Below are 14,683 nucleotides of genomic sequence, written 5' to 3' on the forward strand. Positions count from 1 at the left end.
CCACGGTAGGCCCGTCGGCACCGTCAGCCAATCTGGTTATCCACAGGCCATGTGGACGACGACCCCGATGCTGTGGAGAACTCCGCAAAACCTGTGCACGACCCGGTGGACAGCCCTGTGAACAAGCCCTCGTCTTTTCTTGCGAAGCGCCCCTGACCTGCAATTTCGCCATCCACCGGCTGTGCAGAAGAAAAAGTTGCCCGGTCGGACCAAGATCTCTTCGAACGGCGCGCAAGACACTACACGGCGTAAGGATAGGTAAGGGTCACAAGGCGACTGGATCTCTTACCTGTGGACGATTAGATTGGTGCTCATGACACAGGCTCCCGCGTCCCCCGAGACCGTCAGACGGCAGCACGATCGAGAGATCGTCGCACTGGCCGTCCCGGCCTTCGGCGCGCTCGTCGCCGAGCCGCTCTTCGTCATGGCCGACAGCGCGATCGTCGGCCATCTGGGCACCGCCCAACTGGCCGGACTCGGCATCGCCTCCGCGCTTCTCATGACAGCCGTCAGTGTCTTCGTCTTCCTCGCCTACGCCACCACCGCCGCCGTAGCGCGCCGCGTGGGCGCCGGTGACCTGCCGGCAGCCATCCGCCAGGGCATGGACGGCATCTGGCTGGCGCTGCTGCTCGGCGCCGGCGTGATCGCGGCCACCCTGCCCGCCGCCCCGGCACTCGTGGAACTCTTCGGCGCCTCGGACACCGCCGCTCCGTACGCGACCACCTATCTGCGCATCTCGGCACTCGGTATCCCGGCCATGCTCGTCGTCCTGGCCGCGACCGGTGTCCTACGTGGACTCCAGGACACCAGGACACCGCTCTATGTCGCTGTCGCAGGCTTCGTCGCCAACGCCGCGCTGAACGTCGGCCTCGTCTACGGCGTGGGCCTCGGTATCGCCGGATCCGCCTGGGGCACCGTGATCGCCCAGTGGGCCATGGCCGTGGTCTACCTCGCCGTAGTGGTGCGTGGAGCCCGGCGCCATGGCGCGTCTCTGCGCCCCGACGTCGCCGGCATCAGGGCCTCCGCCCAGGCCGGGGTTCCCCTGCTGGTCCGCACGCTCTCGCTGCGGGCCATTCTGATGATCGCCACAGCCGTGGCCGCGCGCCTCGGGGACGACGACATCGCGGCCCATCAGATCGCTCTGGGCCTGTGGAGCCTGCTGGCCTTCGCCCTCGACGCCATCGCCATAGCCGGACAGGCCATCGTCGGGCGGTATCTCGGTGCCGACGACGCCCAAGGCGCCCGTGACGTCTGCCGCCGCATGGTCCAGTGGGGCATCGCCGTGGGTGTACTGCTCGGTCTGCTGGTGGTGATCGCCCGCCCCGTGTTCCTGCCGCTCTTCACCAGCGACCCCGCGGTGAAGGAGGCCGCGCTGCCGGCTCTTCTCGTGGTGGCGCTCTCCCAGCCGATCTGCGGCATCGTCTTCGTACTGGACGGTGTGCTGATGGGTGCCGGAGACGGTCCCTACCTCGCCTGGGCGATGGTGCTCACCCTGGCAGTCTTCACTCCCGTGGCCCTGTTGGTGCCGGTTCTCGGCGGCGGCCTCACCGCGGTGTGGGGAGCGATGATGCTGATGATGGCGGTCCGCATGCTGACCCTCTGGCTGCGTGCCCGATCCGGCCGCTGGATCGTCACCGGCGCCACCCGCTGACTGTTTCACGTGAAACCGGCGGCCGAGTGAAGCAGCCTTTTCGCACAGGACCGGCGTTTCACGTGAAACAAACAAACGGAAGGGGCCGCACCCCCACAGGGTGCGGCCCCTTCTCAGCTCTTCGAGCCAAACGCAGCGATCAGGCCGCGACGACCTCGATGTTGACCTTGGCGGCCACCTCGGGGTGCAGACGCACGGACGTCTCGTGGGCGCCCAGGGTCTTGATCGCCGAGCCGAGCTCGATGCGGCGCTTGTCGACCTCGGGACCACCAGCAGCCTTGATCGCGGAAGCGATGTCGGCCGGGGTGACGGAACCGAAGAGACGACCGGCGTCGCCGGAGCGGACGGCCAGACGGACCTTCACGCCCTCGAGCTGGGCCTTCACAGAGTTGGCCTGCTCGATGGTCTGGATCTCGTGAATCTTGCGAGCGCGACGGATCTGCTCGACGTCCTTCTCGCCACCCTTGGTCCAGCGGATAGCGAAATTCCGCGGGATCAGGTAGTTGCGAGCGTAACCGTCCTTGACGTCGACGACATCGCCGGCGGCACCGAGGCCAGAGACCTCGTGGGTGAGGATGATCTTCATTTGTCGGTCACCCTTCCCTTATCGCGCCTGAGCGGTGTACGGCAGCAGCGCCATCTCACGGCTGTTCTTGACGGCCGTGGCGACGTCACGCTGGTGCTGCGTGCAGTTGCCGGTCACGCGGCGGGCACGGATCTTGCCGCGGTCGGAAATGAACTTCCGCAGCATGTTCGTGTCCTTGTAGTCCACGTACGTGACCTTGTCCTTGCAGAAAGCGCAGACCTTCTTCTTAGGCTTGCGCACAGGCGGCTTCGCCATGGTGTTTCTCCTGTGTGATCAAGAAGTTGGGATACGACCCACCCTCGACCCGGACGCGCCCGGAGAACCGGGCCCGAACGGCCTAGAAGGGGGGTTCGTCCGAGTAGCCGCCACCGGCACCACCGCTGCTGCCGCCGGAGTTCCCACCCCAGCCGCCGCCACCGGAACCCTGGTTGCCACCGGCGGGAGCGCCGGTTGCCCACGGGTCTTCGGCGGGAGCGGCGCCGCCCTGCTGGCCGCCGCCGGAGTTTCCACCCCAGCCGCCGCCCTGCTGGCCGCCACCGCCACCGCCGCCGTAACCACCCTGGCCGCCCTGGCCACTGCGGCCGGAAGCCTTGGTGACCTTGGCCGTGGCACTGCGCAGGCTGGCGCCGACTTCCTCGACGTCCAGTTCGTAGACCGTGCGCTTGACGCCCTCACGGTCCTCGTAGGACCGCTGCTTCAGCCGGCCCTGCACGATGACGCGCATGCCTCGCTGGAGCGACTCCGCGACGTTCTCCGCCGCCTGACGCCAGACCGAGCAGGTCAGGAACAGGCTCTCGCCGTCCTTCCACTCGTTCGTCTGGCGGTCGAAGGTGCGGGGAGTGGACGCGACACGGAACTTCGCGACCGCCGCACCGGAGGGGGTGAAGCGCAGCTCGGGGTCGTCGACAAGATTGCCGACGACCGTGATGACGGTCTCGCCTGCCATGGGGGAACCTCTCGGCGGGTTTGCTGCTGGCTGCTAGTGCTGCTACTCAGAATCCCGAGATCAGCTGAGCTGGAGAGCTCAGTGGGTCTCGGGACGGAGGACCTTGGTCCGGAGGACCGACTCGTTCAGGTTCATCTGGCGGTCGAGCTCCTTGACGACCGCAGGCTCGGCCTGCAGGTCGATGACCGAGTAGATGCCCTCGGGCTTCTTCTTGATCTCGTACGAGAGACGACGACGGCCCCAGGTGTCGACCTTCTCCACCTTTCCGTTGCCCTCACGGACAACGGAGAGGAAGTTCTCGATCAGCGGGGAGACAGCGCGCTCCTCGAGATCGGGGTCGAGGATGACCATCACTTCGTAGTGACGCATGTGGAACCCACCTCCTTTGGACTCAGCGGCCACGGTCGATCCGTGGCAGGAGGGTTGTGATGCGTACGCAACGGTATCGGCCGCCACTGACAATCGGGGGTCGGCTTGCGACTTCCCCGCTCTCAGCTGGACGGACACCCAGGCAAGCCTGGGCAGACACCGGTGCAGAGGGTACAGACTACCTGCACACACGCTTCCGGTTGAAATCCGGCGTGGATGACCGTCAGTCTGTACACGTCGGGTGTGTATGGCGCTACGATGCGCCGCTTTCGCAGGAGGTGCCCCATGGCACAGGCATTGCGACCCAATACCGCCGGTTCTCTCTTCGCCACCGACGGCAAAGCCCATCCAATCCAGGACACCCTGCTGGCAGTGACGCTGGTGCTCGGTGTGACGGCCTTCATCACGTCGTTCTTCCACAGCCTGCACCTGCTCAGCTCCTGGGCCGGCCTGGTGGGAATCCTGACCGGCGCGTACGGACAGTGGATCTCCGAGACCACCCGTGAACGCTTCGGTCTGATCCTGGGTCTCGGTGCCGCGGGCTTCGGCTTCTTCATCGGAATGGCCCACGGGGGCCTCTTCGGCGGAATCTGGTGACCGACCGACGGTGACGGTGCCCGCACCACGGGCACCGTCAGCGCCGGAAGACGCGTAGGACACCTACGAATCCGGACGGAACGCCCCGGCCGCGCGCGGGCCGGGGCGCGGGTGCCGTACGCCCAGTCAGGCAGCTCGCAAGGCGCAGTAGGCTTCGGCGCGAGAGCCGGAGCCCCTGTACCCATGGGGACACACCAGCCCGAGGAGCGCCCCGAATGAGCCTGACCCTGAGGACGATCAGCCGCGAGCAGCATCTGGCATACATCCAGAGCCTGCCGTCGGCGAGCCACATGCAGGTTCCGGCCTGGGCCGATGTCAAGGCCGAGTGGCGTTCGGAGAGCCTCGGCTGGTTCGACGAGCGCACCGGTGAACTGGTCGGCGTGGGCCTCGTCCTCTACCGCCAGCTGCCCAAGATCAAGCGCTACCTGGCCTACCTTCCCGAAGGCCCGGTCATCAACTGGTACGCGCCGAATCTGACCGACTGGCTGGAACCGATGCTGGCGCACCTCAAGCAGCAGGGCGCGTTCTCGGTGAAGATGGGCCCGCCGGTGATCATCCGTCGCTGGGAGGCCACCTCCATCAAGGCCGGCATCCAGAGCCCGGACGTGAAGAGACTGCGCGACATCGAGGCCGACTTCATCGAGCCGCGCGCCTTCGAGGTGGCCGACAAGCTGCGCCGCATGGGCTGGCAGCAGGGCGAGGACGGCGGCGCCGGCTTCGGCGACGTCCAGCCGCGTTACGTCTACCAGGTGCCCCTGGCGAACCGTTCCCTTGAAGAGGTCCACAAGAACTTCAACCAACTGTGGCGCCGCAACATCAAGAAGGCCGAGAAGGCCGGCGTCGAGGTCGTCCAGGGCGGCTACCACGACCTCGAGGAATGGCAGCGGCTGTACGAGATCACGGCCGTGCGGGACCACTTCCGGCCGCGTCCGCTCTCCTACTTCCAGCGCATGTGGTCGGCCCTCAACACCGAGGACCCCAACCGCATGCGGCTGTACTTCGCCCGCCACAACGGCGTGAACCTGGCGGCGGCGACGATGCTGATCGTCGGCGGCCACGTCTGGTACTCCTACGGCGCGTCCGACAACATCGGCCGTGAGTTCCGGCCCTCGAACGCGATGCAGTGGCGGATGCTGCGCGACGCCTACGCGCTCGGCGCGACCGTCTACGACCTGCGAGGCATCTCCGACTCACTGGACGAGACCGACCACCTCTTCGGACTCATCCAGTTCAAGGTCGGCACGGGCGGACAGGCCGCGGAGTACCTCGGCGAGTGGGACTTCCCGCTGAACAAGCTGCTCCACAAGGCCCTCGACATCTACATGTCGCGCCGCTGACGTCACGTTCAGTGATTCCATACCTCTGACACCTCCGACACCTCTGACGCGTTTCCCCACACCGCAGCCACGAGAAAGGTCCCAGGTCCGGCCATGGCGCTCACCCTCTACGTCGACACCGCGCGCTGGCGGGCGCATCACAAGCACGTGCAGGAGCAGTTCCCGGGACTCGTCCCGGTCTGCAAGGGCAACGGCTACGGCTTCGGGCACGACCGGCTGGCCGAGGAGGCCACCCGGCTGGGCTCGGACGTCCTCGCCGTCGGCACGACGTACGAGGCCGCGCGCATCAAGGACTTCTTCGGCGGCGACCTGCTGGTGCTGACGCCCTACCGGCGCGGTGAGGAGCCCGTACCGCTGCCCGACCGGGTCGTGCGCTCGGTGTCGTCGATCGACGGCGTGTACGGCCTCGTGGGCGCTCGGGTGGTCATCGAGGTGATGTCGTCGATGAAGCGGCACGGCATCAGCGAGCAGGACCTGCCGCAGCTGCACGCCGCCATCGAGAACGTCAGGCTCGAGGGTTTCGCCATCCACCTCCCGCTGGACCGCACCGACGGCTCCGACGCCGTCGAGGAGGTCATCGGCTGGATGGACCGGCTGCGCGCGGCCCGGCTGCCGCTGCACACGATGTTCGTCAGCCACCTCAAGGCCGACGAACTCGCCCGGCTGCGGCAGCAGTTCCCGCAGACCCGCTTCCGCGCCCGTATCGGCACGCGGCTGTGGCTGGGGGACCACGAGGCCACCGAGTACCGCGGCGCCGTCCTCGACGTCACGCGGGTCGCCAAGGGCGACCGCTTCGGCTACCGGCAGCAGAAGGCGGCCTCCGACGGCTTCCTGGTGGTCGTGGCGGGCGGTACGTCGCACGGGGTGGGTCTGGAGGCCCCCAAGGCCCTGCACGGCGTCATGCCGCGCGCCAAGGGCGTCGCCCGGGCCGGCCTGGCCACGGTGAACCGGAACCTCTCCCCGTTCGTCTGGGGCGGCAAGCAGCGCTGGTTCGCCGAGCCGCCGCACATGCAGGTCTCCATCCTGTTCGTGCCCTCGGACGCACCGGAGCCGCACGTCGGCGACGAACTCGTGGCCCATCTGCGGCACACCACCACGCAGTTCGACCGGATCGTGGACCGCTGAGGCGCAAGCGCCGAAGAACGCAGCACCGAAGAAGGCCGTACACGCAGACTCCGTGTACGGCCTTTCCCGTCGGCCCGCTGCCGGGCCCTGATGCCTGAAGCGGCACTCTGTTCGCTCAGAGCGAACTGTCGGGGGCGTCCTGCTTGCCCCAGTCCACCTGCGGCCCGTCGAAGTGGGAGGCGTGCCGGGGCGGATGCGCCGCGGCGCCGAGCACGAAGACGTCCTCCGCCCCGTCGAGCACTCCGCCCGAGGGGTCGTCGTCGCCCGCCCGCCGCACCACGTCCCGCTCCGGCATCAGGATGTCGCGCACGATCACACCGCACAGGTAGAGCGTTCCCAGCAGGTGCACGCCGATGGCCCAGTGGTAGCCGTCGACCGGCAGGCCCTTGTGGGCTTCTCCGCTCGTCGTGTACGCGAGGTACATCCAGATACCCAGGAAGTAGGCGACCTCGCACGCCTGCCAGATCAGGAAGTCCCGCCACTTCGGCCGGGCCAGCACCGCCAGCGGCACCAGCCACAGGACGTACTGCGGCGAGTAGACCTTGTTGGTGAGGATGAAGGCGGCCACGATCAGGAAGGCCAGCTGGGCGAAGCGGGGCCGGCGAGGCGCCGTCAGCGCCAGCACGGCGATGCCTGCGGCGCACACCACGACGAGAAGCGTGGCGAGGGTGTTGACGCTGTCGGTGGTGAGGGGATCACTGGAGTTCTGCGCCATGATCAGCCAGAAGGAGCCGAAGTCGACGCCCCGCTCCTGGCTGAACCGGTAGAACTTCGACCACCCCTCGAAGGCGAAGAGCATGACCGGCAGGTTCACCACCAGCCAGGCGACGACCGTACCGCCCAGGGCCTTTCCGAAGTCCCGCCACTTCCCCGCCCGCCAGCACAGCACGAACAGGGGCCCGAGCAGGAAGACGGGATAGAGCTTGGCGGCCGTGGCGAGCCCCAGGAGGACGCCGAAGGCGAGGGACCGGCCCCGCGACCACATGAGCATCGCCGCGGCCGTCAGAGCGACCGCCAGCAGGTCCCAGTTGATGGTGGCGGTCAACGCGAAGGCGGGCGCCAGGGCGACCAGCAGACCGTCCCAGGGGCGCCGGGCGTGGGTCCGGGCCACACAGACGGCGATGACCGCCGCGCACGCCATCAGCATCCCGGCGTTGACCATCCAGTACCACTGTTCCTGGTCCTGGATGCTGCCGCTGCCTGGCGTCAGCCAGTTGGCCACCTCCATGAACACACCGGTCAGCACCGGGTACTCGAGGTAGTCCATGTCGCCGGGGAGCTTGTCGAAGTACGGCACGAGTCCGTCGGCGAAACCGCGCCCCTGGTAGAGGTGCGGGATGTCCGAGTAGCAGGCGTGCGTGTACTGGGTGCTGGCACCGAAGAACCAGCCGCCGTTGTAGCAAGGCGCCTTCTGGATCAGTCCGAGGGCGAACATCCCGATCGCCACCAGCGCGATGATCCGCACGGGGGTCCACCAGGACGTCCCGAGCAGAGCCCGGCGGCCGATAGGACCGCCGATCAGCTCACTGCCGGCCGTGGCCACCGGGTCGTCGCTGGTCGGCTTCACCGGATCCGGCTCGTGCGCGCGCGTCGGCGTCGATTCTGCACTGGGCATGAGCGACATCCTGCCGTACGGACCTAGGAAAACGCCGAGGGCCGCCCCACCTCGTTCGGTGGAGCGGCCCTCGTTTCACGTGAAACATGCGCATGTTTCACGTGAAACACCCAAGCTGGACGACTGAGCGGCTAGCCGCCCGGGCCTCCGAAGAAGCCACCGTTTCCGTTGCCTCTGCTGTTGCCGTCCGTCTCCGTGGCCGTCGGTGTCGGTGTGGCCTCCCCTGTTCCGCCGTTGCCGTTTCCATCGGTCGTCCCCGCACTCGTGTCCTGGCAGTCGAAGAAGTTCGAGCAGGTCTCGGATGCCGAAGGCGAGGGCTCAGCCTCCGTCTCGCTGGGAGACGGGGACGGCGACGGCGACTCCTCTTCGGTCTCGGTGACCGAAGGCGTCGGAGTCGGGGACGGTTCCGCGTTCACGACCTCGCCGATCGGCTGGGGCTCGGGGAAGTCCTCCGCCTTCGTGCCCTTCAGCGCCTCGGCCATGTAGTCGTGCCAGATCTGCGCCGGGAATGAGGCACCGTGGATCTTCTCCTGGCCACCTGTTCCGAACATCTCCAGGAACGTGCGGTTCTTGTTCGACTCATCGTCGTCGTAGCGGAACATGGTGACCGCGGTCGACAGCTGCGGGGTGTAGCCCACGAACCAGGCCGACTTGTTGCCGTCGGTGGTGCCGGTCTTGCCGGCCACCTCGCGGCCGGGCAGCTGGGCGTTGGTACCGGTGCCCTTCTCGACCACGGTCTTCAGAACGTCCGTGACGTTGTCGGCGACCTTCGCGGTGAACGCCTGCTCCGTCTTGGTCTCGTGGGTGAAGATCTGGCCCTTCTCGCTCGTGACCTTCTCCACGGAGTAGGGATCACGCTGCTTGCCGCTGGCGGCGAAGGTGCCGTACGCACCCGCCATCCGGATCGCGCTCGGGTCGGAGATGCCGATCGAGAACGACGGGAAGCCGCTGTTGGTCAGGCTGGACTCCTTCAGGCCAGCGCTGACGGCGGAATCCTTCACCTTGTCCAGACCGACGTCCATGCCGAGCTGCACGAAAGCGGAGTTCACCGACTCGCGCATCGCCTCCCGAAGGTCGATCTTGTACTTGGGCGGAGACCCCAGGGAGACGTTGCCGTCATTGGTCTGAAGCCACTCCTCGCCCTTCTCGTTCTTCCAGACCGAACCGTCGTAGTTCTCGATCTTGAGCTTGTTCTTGCCGCTGAACAGGCTCTTCGGCGACACGATGGTGCGTTCGTCCTGCGCCTGCGACGACCCCAGATCCGGATCCCGCACGCCCCACGTCATCGCGGCGGCCAGCACGAACGGCTTGAACGTCGAACCGACCTGGGCACCGGTCTGGTCGGCGTTGTCGGTGAAGTGCTTGGTGGCGTCCTCACCGCCGTAGATGGCCCGGATGGCACCGGTGTCCGGTTCCACGGACGCCCCGCCGAACTGGACGTGCGTGTCCGTCTCCGGTCGTTCCTTGGGCTTGATGTTGGCCTTCTGGACCTTCGTGACCGCCGCCTCGAGCTCCTTGACCTTCTTCTTGTCGAAGGTCGTGTAGATCGAGTAGCCGCCCTGCTGGAGCAGGTCCTGGGTGATCCCGGTCGTCTTGCTGTTGGTGACCAGGTAACCGTTGGCAAGGTCGACGAGGTAGCCGATCTGGCCCTTCAGGTCGGTGTTCGAGCGAGGGTTCTGCACGTCGGGGAGGGCGGTGTACTCGGCCCGCACCGAGGCTTTCAGATGTCCGTACTCGACCATCTTGTCGAGGGTGTCCTGCATCTGGAGCCGCGCCCGCTTGCTGTTGGCGGCGGGCGTGGCGCCGACCGGGTCGACCGAGGTCGCGCCGGCGGGGTCGTAGTACGTGGCGCCCTTCAACATGGCGGCAAGGAACGCGCACTCGCCGGGGTTGAGCTTGATCGCGTCCTTGTTGAAGTACGCGCGGGAGGCGGCCTGGATCCCGTAGGCGTTGCGCCCGTAGTACGCGGAGTTCAGGTAGCCGGCCATGATCTGGTCCTTGTCGACCTCGGCACCTACCTTGATGGACACGAAGATCTCCTTGAACTTCCGGGAGATCGTCTGCGACTGGTCGTTCAGCATGGCGTTCTTGACGTACTGCTGGGTGATCGTCGATCCACCCTGCGTCTGGCCGCCCCTCGCCATGTTGAACACGGCACGGGCGATGCCCTTGGGGTCGATGCCGCTGTCGTCGTAGAAGGTCTTGTTCTCCTGCGAGATCACCGCCCAGCGCATCTCCTCCGGGATCTGCGAGAGGTCGATGTTCTGCCGGTTCGTCTCACCACCGGTGGCAACCATCTGGCTGCCGTCCTTCCAGTAGTAGACGTTGTTCTGCGCCGTCGCCGTCTTGGCGACGTCCGGGATGCCCACCATGGCGTACCCGATGCCCGCAACGGCCACCAGGCTGCCCACGAAGCCGACGAACAGGCCCGCGACGAGCTTCCAGGACGGCATCCAGCGCTGCCAGCCGTACTTGCCGGCGCGCGGGTAGTCGATCAGACGCTTGCTGTCGGGCGCCGGTCGCCCTCGGCCCCGTCCGGGGCCGGTCGGGGCTCCGCGGCGGCCCGCTGTGGGCTCGGCCGCTCTGCGCCGTGCGCCCGAGTCTCTCTGGGACCCGCGCCGGGCGTCGGCACGGCTGCCGTGCGACTGCTCCTCGCCTCCGGCCCCGTGACCCAGCCCGTAGTCGGCAGGAGATCCGGTGGCGCCTCGCGGTGCCGCGCGGCGGCCGGAGGACGGACCGGACTGGCCGCGTCGGGCCGCGGCACGTCCGCCTCCCTGCGGCTGCGGCGGTTTGCGACGGTGCTCGCTCATCGAACGATTACTCCTCGGGCAGGCGCATCCGTGCGCGCCTGGAAAGGGCGGCTGGTTTCCTGTCCCCCCGAAGTACGGATGCGGTCGGTCGCGCATTCACCCGTACTGCACCGAGGACCTCGACGCCCCCCGGCGTCTCATGGGTCCCGGTGGTGTGCATGGCGCACAGACTACGCACCGCCAAAACCTGCCTAGGCCCGAAGTTCATCCCAAACCAGGCAACTTGCCCTCAATGAATCGGCGATGTGATCCCGTTCACCTTCTCCCCTCTTGTCGCATCCGGAACGCCGTTCTATCGTCGTGATGTATCGAGTCGATACATCAGCGCGACATAAGGCGAGAGGGGGCGACGATGAGCCGGCGTGCCGGGATCCTCGAGTTCGCCGTCCTCGGCCTTCTCCGCGAGTCTCCGATGCACGGCTATGAGCTGCGCAAACGGCTCAATACGTCACTGGGTGTGTTCCGTGCGTTCAGCTACGGCACGCTCTACCCCTGCCTCAAGACGCTGGTCACCAACGGCTGGTTGATCGAGGAACCGGGAAACACCCACGAAGACGCCCTCGCCGCTCCACTCGCAGGGCGTCGCGCCAAGATCGTCTACCGGTTGACGGCGGAGGGTAAGGAGCACTTCGAGGATCTGCTCTCGCAGACAGGTCCCGACGCGTACGAGGACGAACACTTCGCCGCTCGTTTCGCCTTCTTCGGACAGACGTCGCGCGATGTTCGCATGCGCGTACTCGAGGGCCGCCGCAGCCGGCTGGAGGAGCGCCTCGAGAAGATGCGCGCCTCCCTGGCGCGCACCCGGGAGCGCCTCGACGACTACACACTTGAGCTGCAGCGCCACGGTATGGAGTCCGTGGAGCGCGAAGTGCGCTGGCTGAACGAGCTCATCGAGAGCGAGCGGGCCGGACGGGACCTGACAGGTCCCGCTTCCGGGGGGTCCGCTCAACAGAACACCACATCTGGATCGACGGGCGGCCTGCCCCGCCCCGGGGACACCCCCGGGGCGGATCTGCCCGACGAAACCGCCACGTGAGCGCCCATTCAGGGCCTCACTCGTACACACAGGGAGCAACCGGAATGGGTTCGGTTCGCGTAGCCATCGTCGGCGTAGGCAACTGCGCCGCCTCGCTGGTTCAGGGCGTCGAGTACTACAAGGACGCCGACCCGGCGTCCAAGGTCCCGGGTCTGATGCACGTGCAGTTCGGCGACTACCACGTCGGTGACGTCGAGTTCGTCGCCGCCTTCGACGTCGACGCGAAGAAGGTCGGTCTCGACCTCTCGGACGCCATCGGTGCCAGCGAGAACAACACCATCAAGATCTGCGACGTCCCGAACAAGGGCGTCACGGTCCAGCGCGGCCACACCCTGGACGGTCTCGGTAAGTACTACCGCGAGACCATCGAGGAGTCCGCCGAGGCGCCGGTCGACATCGTCCAGATCCTCAAGGACCGCCAGGTCGACGTCCTCGTCTGCTACCTGCCCGTCGGTTCCGAGAACGCGGCGAAGTTCTACGCCCAGGCCGCCATCGACGCCAAGGTCGCGTTCGTCAACGCCCTTCCGGTCTTCATCGCCGGCACCAAGGAGTGGGCGGACAAGTTCACCGAGGCGGGCGTCCCGATCGTCGGTGACGACATCAAGTCCCAGGTCGGCGCCACCATCACGCACCGTGTGATGGCGAAGCTGTTCGAGGACCGCGGTGTCCGGCTCGAGCGCACCATGCAGCTCAACGTCGGCGGCAACATGGACTTCAAGAACATGCTGGAGCGCGACCGCCTCGAGTCCAAGAAGATCTCGAAGACGCAGGCCGTCACCTCGCAGATCCCCGACCGCGACCTGGGCGAGAAGAACGTCCACATCGGTCCCTCGGACTACGTGGCCTGGCTGGACGACCGCAAGTGGGCGTACGTCCGCCTCGAGGGCCGTGCGTTCGGTGACGTCCCGCTGAACCTGGAGTACAAGCTCGAGGTCTGGGACTCCCCGAACTCCGCGGGTGTCATCATCGACGCCCTGCGCGCCGCGAAGATCGCCAAGGACCGTGGCATCGGCGGCCCGATCCTGTCGGCGTCCTCGTACTTCATGAAGTCCCCGCCGGTCCAGTACTTCGACGACGAGGCCTACGCGAACGTCGAGAAGTTCATCCGCGGCGAGGTCGAGCGCTAACTCGACCCGCACGGAAAATTCGCTCCTGCCAGGGCTGAGAAGGGTCCCCGGGTCGCATGACCCGGGGACCCTCCCCGTATGTGAGGCTGGGCCCCATGGCCGTCGTCCGTGATCTGCGCGTCCTGCTGCGCTTCGGGAACTTCCGGCGGTTGCTCACGGTGCGGTTGCTCTCCCAGTGCGCGGACGGCGTCTACCAGGTCGCGCTCGCCACCTATGTCGTCTTCTCCCCGGAGAAACAGACCTCCGCCGGCGCGATCGCCTCCGCCATGGCGGTCCTGCTGCTGCCGTACTCCCTCGTCGGCCCCTTCGCCGGTGTCCTGCTGGACCGCTGGCGCCGCCGACAGGTCTTCCTCTACGGCAACCTGCTGCGCGCCCTGCTGGCCTCCGTGACGGCCGTCCTGATGATCGGCCATGTCCCCGACTGGCTCTTCTACGTCTCCGCGCTGTGCGTCACCGCGGTCAACCGCTTCGTCCTCGCCGGCCTCTCGGCGGCCCTGCCTCGTGTCGTCGACGGCGAGCGCCTGGTGATGGCCAACTCCCTCTCCCCGACCGCCGGAACGCTTGCCGCGGTCGCGGGAGGCGGTCTCGCCTTCGTCGTCCGGCTGGTGGTGGCGGACTCCGACGCCGCCGTGGTGCTGCTGGGCTGCGCGCTGTACCTGTCCGCCGCGCTCGCCTCCCTGGCCATGGCCGCGGATCTGCTCGGACCCGACCGTGATCTGGTCCAGCCCCGGCTGACGAGCGCGCTCAGAGGCACCGCCCGCGGCCTTTCGGCGGGCTTGCGCCACCTCGCCGAGCCGAAGCGCAGGGAGGCTGCCTGGGCACTCGGCTCGATCTCCCTGATGCGGTTCTCCTACGGCGCCCTGACCGTCATGGTCCTGATGCTGTGCCGGTACGCCTGGTCGTCCGACCCGGACGACGGGCTGGCCCTGTTGGGACTGGCGGTAGGAGTCTCCGGCGTGGGCTTCTTCGTCGCCGCGGTGGTCACCCCGTCGGCTGCGGGACGACTGGGCCCGGCCCGCTGGATCATCGTCTGCTCTGCGGCCGCCGCCGTCCTGGTGCTCGCCCTCATGCCGCCGTTCACCCAGGTCACCACGTTCGCCGCGGCCTTCGTGCTGGGGCTGGTCACCCAGGGCGCGAAGATCGCCACCGACACCGTCGTCCAGTCGTCCGTGCAGGACGGCTTCCGCGGCCGGATCTTCTCTCTCTACGACGTCCTGTTCAACGTCGCTTTCGTCGGCGCCGCGGCCGTCGCCGCCCTGATGCTGCCGCCTGACGGACGTTCCACCGCATTGGTGGTCACGGTCGCCGTTATCTACGGAACAGTTGCTGCCGCTATGGCCCGCTTTGAGCGCCGGAAAGTGTCACATCAATGACACAGACTCCAGCTCCGGCTACAGGGTTGTCAGTGGGGGCCGGTAACTTACGTGAGTCTTACTTCGCGAGTGATTTCGCGCCACACGTCTAAAGTTTTCTAGGGGGACCTC

Annotated in this window: 13 protein-coding genes; 7 read left to right on the forward strand and 6 right to left on the reverse strand. The window is 67.2% G+C overall.

Annotation, left to right across the window (positions count from 1 at the left end):
* Positions 1-313: 313 nt before the first annotated feature.
* The gene (locus tag QQM72_RS34640; protein ID WP_314224771.1) at positions 314-1,651 is read left to right on the forward strand and encodes an MATE family efflux transporter; all 1,338 of its coding nucleotides are present in this window, start codon (positions 314-316) and stop codon (positions 1,649-1,651) included.
* A 139-nt stretch (positions 1,652-1,790) separates the two neighbouring features.
* Here the strand turns inward: QQM72_RS34640 and rplI are convergent, their stop codons facing one another.
* The 4 genes from rplI to rpsF all read right to left on the reverse strand — a co-directional run bounded on the left by rplI (position 1,791) and on the right by rpsF (position 3,552).
* Positions 1,791-2,237, reverse strand: a complete 447-nt coding sequence (rplI, locus tag QQM72_RS34645; RefSeq protein ID WP_020130673.1) for a 50S ribosomal protein L9 — start codon at positions 2,235-2,237, stop codon at positions 1,791-1,793.
* A gap of 18 nt (positions 2,238-2,255) precedes the next feature.
* Entirely contained in the window at positions 2,256-2,492 is a 237-nt protein-coding gene (gene rpsR, locus QQM72_RS34650) for a 30S ribosomal protein S18 (protein ID WP_020130672.1), read from the reverse strand.
* Positions 2,493-2,574: 82 nt separating this feature from the next.
* Positions 2,575-3,183, reverse strand: a complete 609-nt coding sequence (locus QQM72_RS34655) for a single-stranded DNA-binding protein (RefSeq protein WP_314224772.1) — start codon at positions 3,181-3,183, stop codon at positions 2,575-2,577.
* A gap of 78 nt (positions 3,184-3,261) precedes the next feature.
* Positions 3,262-3,552 (reverse strand): 30S ribosomal protein S6, encoded by a 291-nt coding sequence (gene rpsF / locus QQM72_RS34660; RefSeq protein ID WP_006604399.1) that lies wholly within the window; start codon positions 3,550-3,552, stop codon positions 3,262-3,264.
* A 285-nt stretch (positions 3,553-3,837) separates the two neighbouring features.
* Between rpsF and QQM72_RS34665 the strand changes: the two genes are divergently transcribed.
* The 3 genes from QQM72_RS34665 to QQM72_RS34675 all read left to right on the forward strand — a co-directional run bounded on the left by QQM72_RS34665 (position 3,838) and on the right by QQM72_RS34675 (position 6,611).
* Entirely contained in the window at positions 3,838-4,149 is a 312-nt protein-coding gene (locus QQM72_RS34665) for a hypothetical protein (protein ID WP_054242131.1), read from the forward strand.
* A 215-nt stretch (positions 4,150-4,364) separates the two neighbouring features.
* Positions 4,365-5,486, forward strand: coding sequence for a peptidoglycan bridge formation glycyltransferase FemX (gene femX / locus QQM72_RS34670; protein ID WP_314224773.1), 1,122 nt, complete (start codon positions 4,365-4,367; stop codon positions 5,484-5,486).
* Positions 5,487-5,579: 93 nt separating this feature from the next.
* A complete protein-coding gene (locus tag QQM72_RS34675; RefSeq protein ID WP_020130668.1) occupies positions 5,580-6,611 on the forward strand; it encodes an alanine racemase in 1,032 nt (343 codons plus the stop codon).
* A gap of 115 nt (positions 6,612-6,726) precedes the next feature.
* On the opposite strand, the gene QQM72_RS34680 is transcribed toward QQM72_RS34675, so the two are convergent.
* A complete protein-coding gene (locus tag QQM72_RS34680; protein WP_314224774.1) occupies positions 6,727-8,226 on the reverse strand; it encodes a glycosyltransferase family 87 protein in 1,500 nt (499 codons plus the stop codon).
* 131 nt (positions 8,227-8,357) lie between these two features.
* On the reverse strand, positions 8,358-11,036 hold the full coding sequence (locus QQM72_RS34685) for a transglycosylase domain-containing protein (RefSeq protein WP_314224775.1): 2,679 nt from the start codon (positions 11,034-11,036) through the stop codon (positions 8,358-8,360).
* Between the two features lie 352 nt (positions 11,037-11,388).
* Here QQM72_RS34685 and QQM72_RS34690 point away from each other — a divergent pair, with 352 nt between their 5' ends.
* The 3 genes from QQM72_RS34690 to QQM72_RS34700 all read left to right on the forward strand — a co-directional run bounded on the left by QQM72_RS34690 (position 11,389) and on the right by QQM72_RS34700 (position 14,572).
* A complete protein-coding gene (locus QQM72_RS34690; protein ID WP_020130665.1) occupies positions 11,389-12,072 on the forward strand; it encodes a PadR family transcriptional regulator in 684 nt (227 codons plus the stop codon).
* Positions 12,073-12,116: 44 nt separating this feature from the next.
* A complete protein-coding gene (locus tag QQM72_RS34695) occupies positions 12,117-13,199 on the forward strand; it encodes an inositol-3-phosphate synthase (RefSeq protein WP_057606318.1) in 1,083 nt (360 codons plus the stop codon).
* Between the two features lie 95 nt (positions 13,200-13,294).
* Positions 13,295-14,572 (forward strand): MFS transporter, encoded by a 1,278-nt coding sequence (locus QQM72_RS34700; RefSeq protein WP_314224776.1) that lies wholly within the window; start codon positions 13,295-13,297, stop codon positions 14,570-14,572.
* The last annotated feature ends 111 nt before the right edge of the window (positions 14,573-14,683 follow it).

The sequence above is a fragment of the Streptomyces zaehneri genome (genome assembly GCF_032248645.1).
GTDB lineage: Bacteria > Actinomycetota > Actinomycetes > Streptomycetales > Streptomycetaceae > Streptomyces > Streptomyces coriariae.

Coding starts and splice junctions, on each gene's coding strand:
- QQM72_RS34640 (WP_314224771.1), top strand. CDS start 314: ATGACACAGGCTCCCGCGTCCCCCGAGACCGTCAGACGGCAGCACGAT.
- rplI (WP_020130673.1), bottom strand. CDS start 2,237: ATGAAGATCATCCTCACCCACGAGGTCTCTGGCCTCGGTGCCGCCGGC.
- rpsR (WP_020130672.1), bottom strand. CDS start 2,492: ATGGCGAAGCCGCCTGTGCGCAAGCCTAAGAAGAAGGTCTGCGCTTTC.
- QQM72_RS34655 (WP_314224772.1), bottom strand. CDS start 3,183: ATGGCAGGCGAGACCGTCATCACGGTCGTCGGCAATCTTGTCGACGAC.
- rpsF (WP_006604399.1), bottom strand. CDS start 3,552: ATGCGTCACTACGAAGTGATGGTCATCCTCGACCCCGATCTCGAGGAG.
- QQM72_RS34665 (WP_054242131.1), top strand. CDS start 3,838: ATGGCACAGGCATTGCGACCCAATACCGCCGGTTCTCTCTTCGCCACC.
- femX (WP_314224773.1), top strand. CDS start 4,365: ATGAGCCTGACCCTGAGGACGATCAGCCGCGAGCAGCATCTGGCATAC.
- QQM72_RS34675 (WP_020130668.1), top strand. CDS start 5,580: ATGGCGCTCACCCTCTACGTCGACACCGCGCGCTGGCGGGCGCATCAC.
- QQM72_RS34680 (WP_314224774.1), bottom strand. CDS start 8,226: ATGCCCAGTGCAGAATCGACGCCGACGCGCGCGCACGAGCCGGATCCG.
- QQM72_RS34685 (WP_314224775.1), bottom strand. CDS start 11,036: ATGAGCGAGCACCGTCGCAAACCGCCGCAGCCGCAGGGAGGCGGACGT.
- QQM72_RS34690 (WP_020130665.1), top strand. CDS start 11,389: ATGAGCCGGCGTGCCGGGATCCTCGAGTTCGCCGTCCTCGGCCTTCTC.
- QQM72_RS34695 (WP_057606318.1), top strand. CDS start 12,117: ATGGGTTCGGTTCGCGTAGCCATCGTCGGCGTAGGCAACTGCGCCGCC.
- QQM72_RS34700 (WP_314224776.1), top strand. CDS start 13,295: ATGGCCGTCGTCCGTGATCTGCGCGTCCTGCTGCGCTTCGGGAACTTC.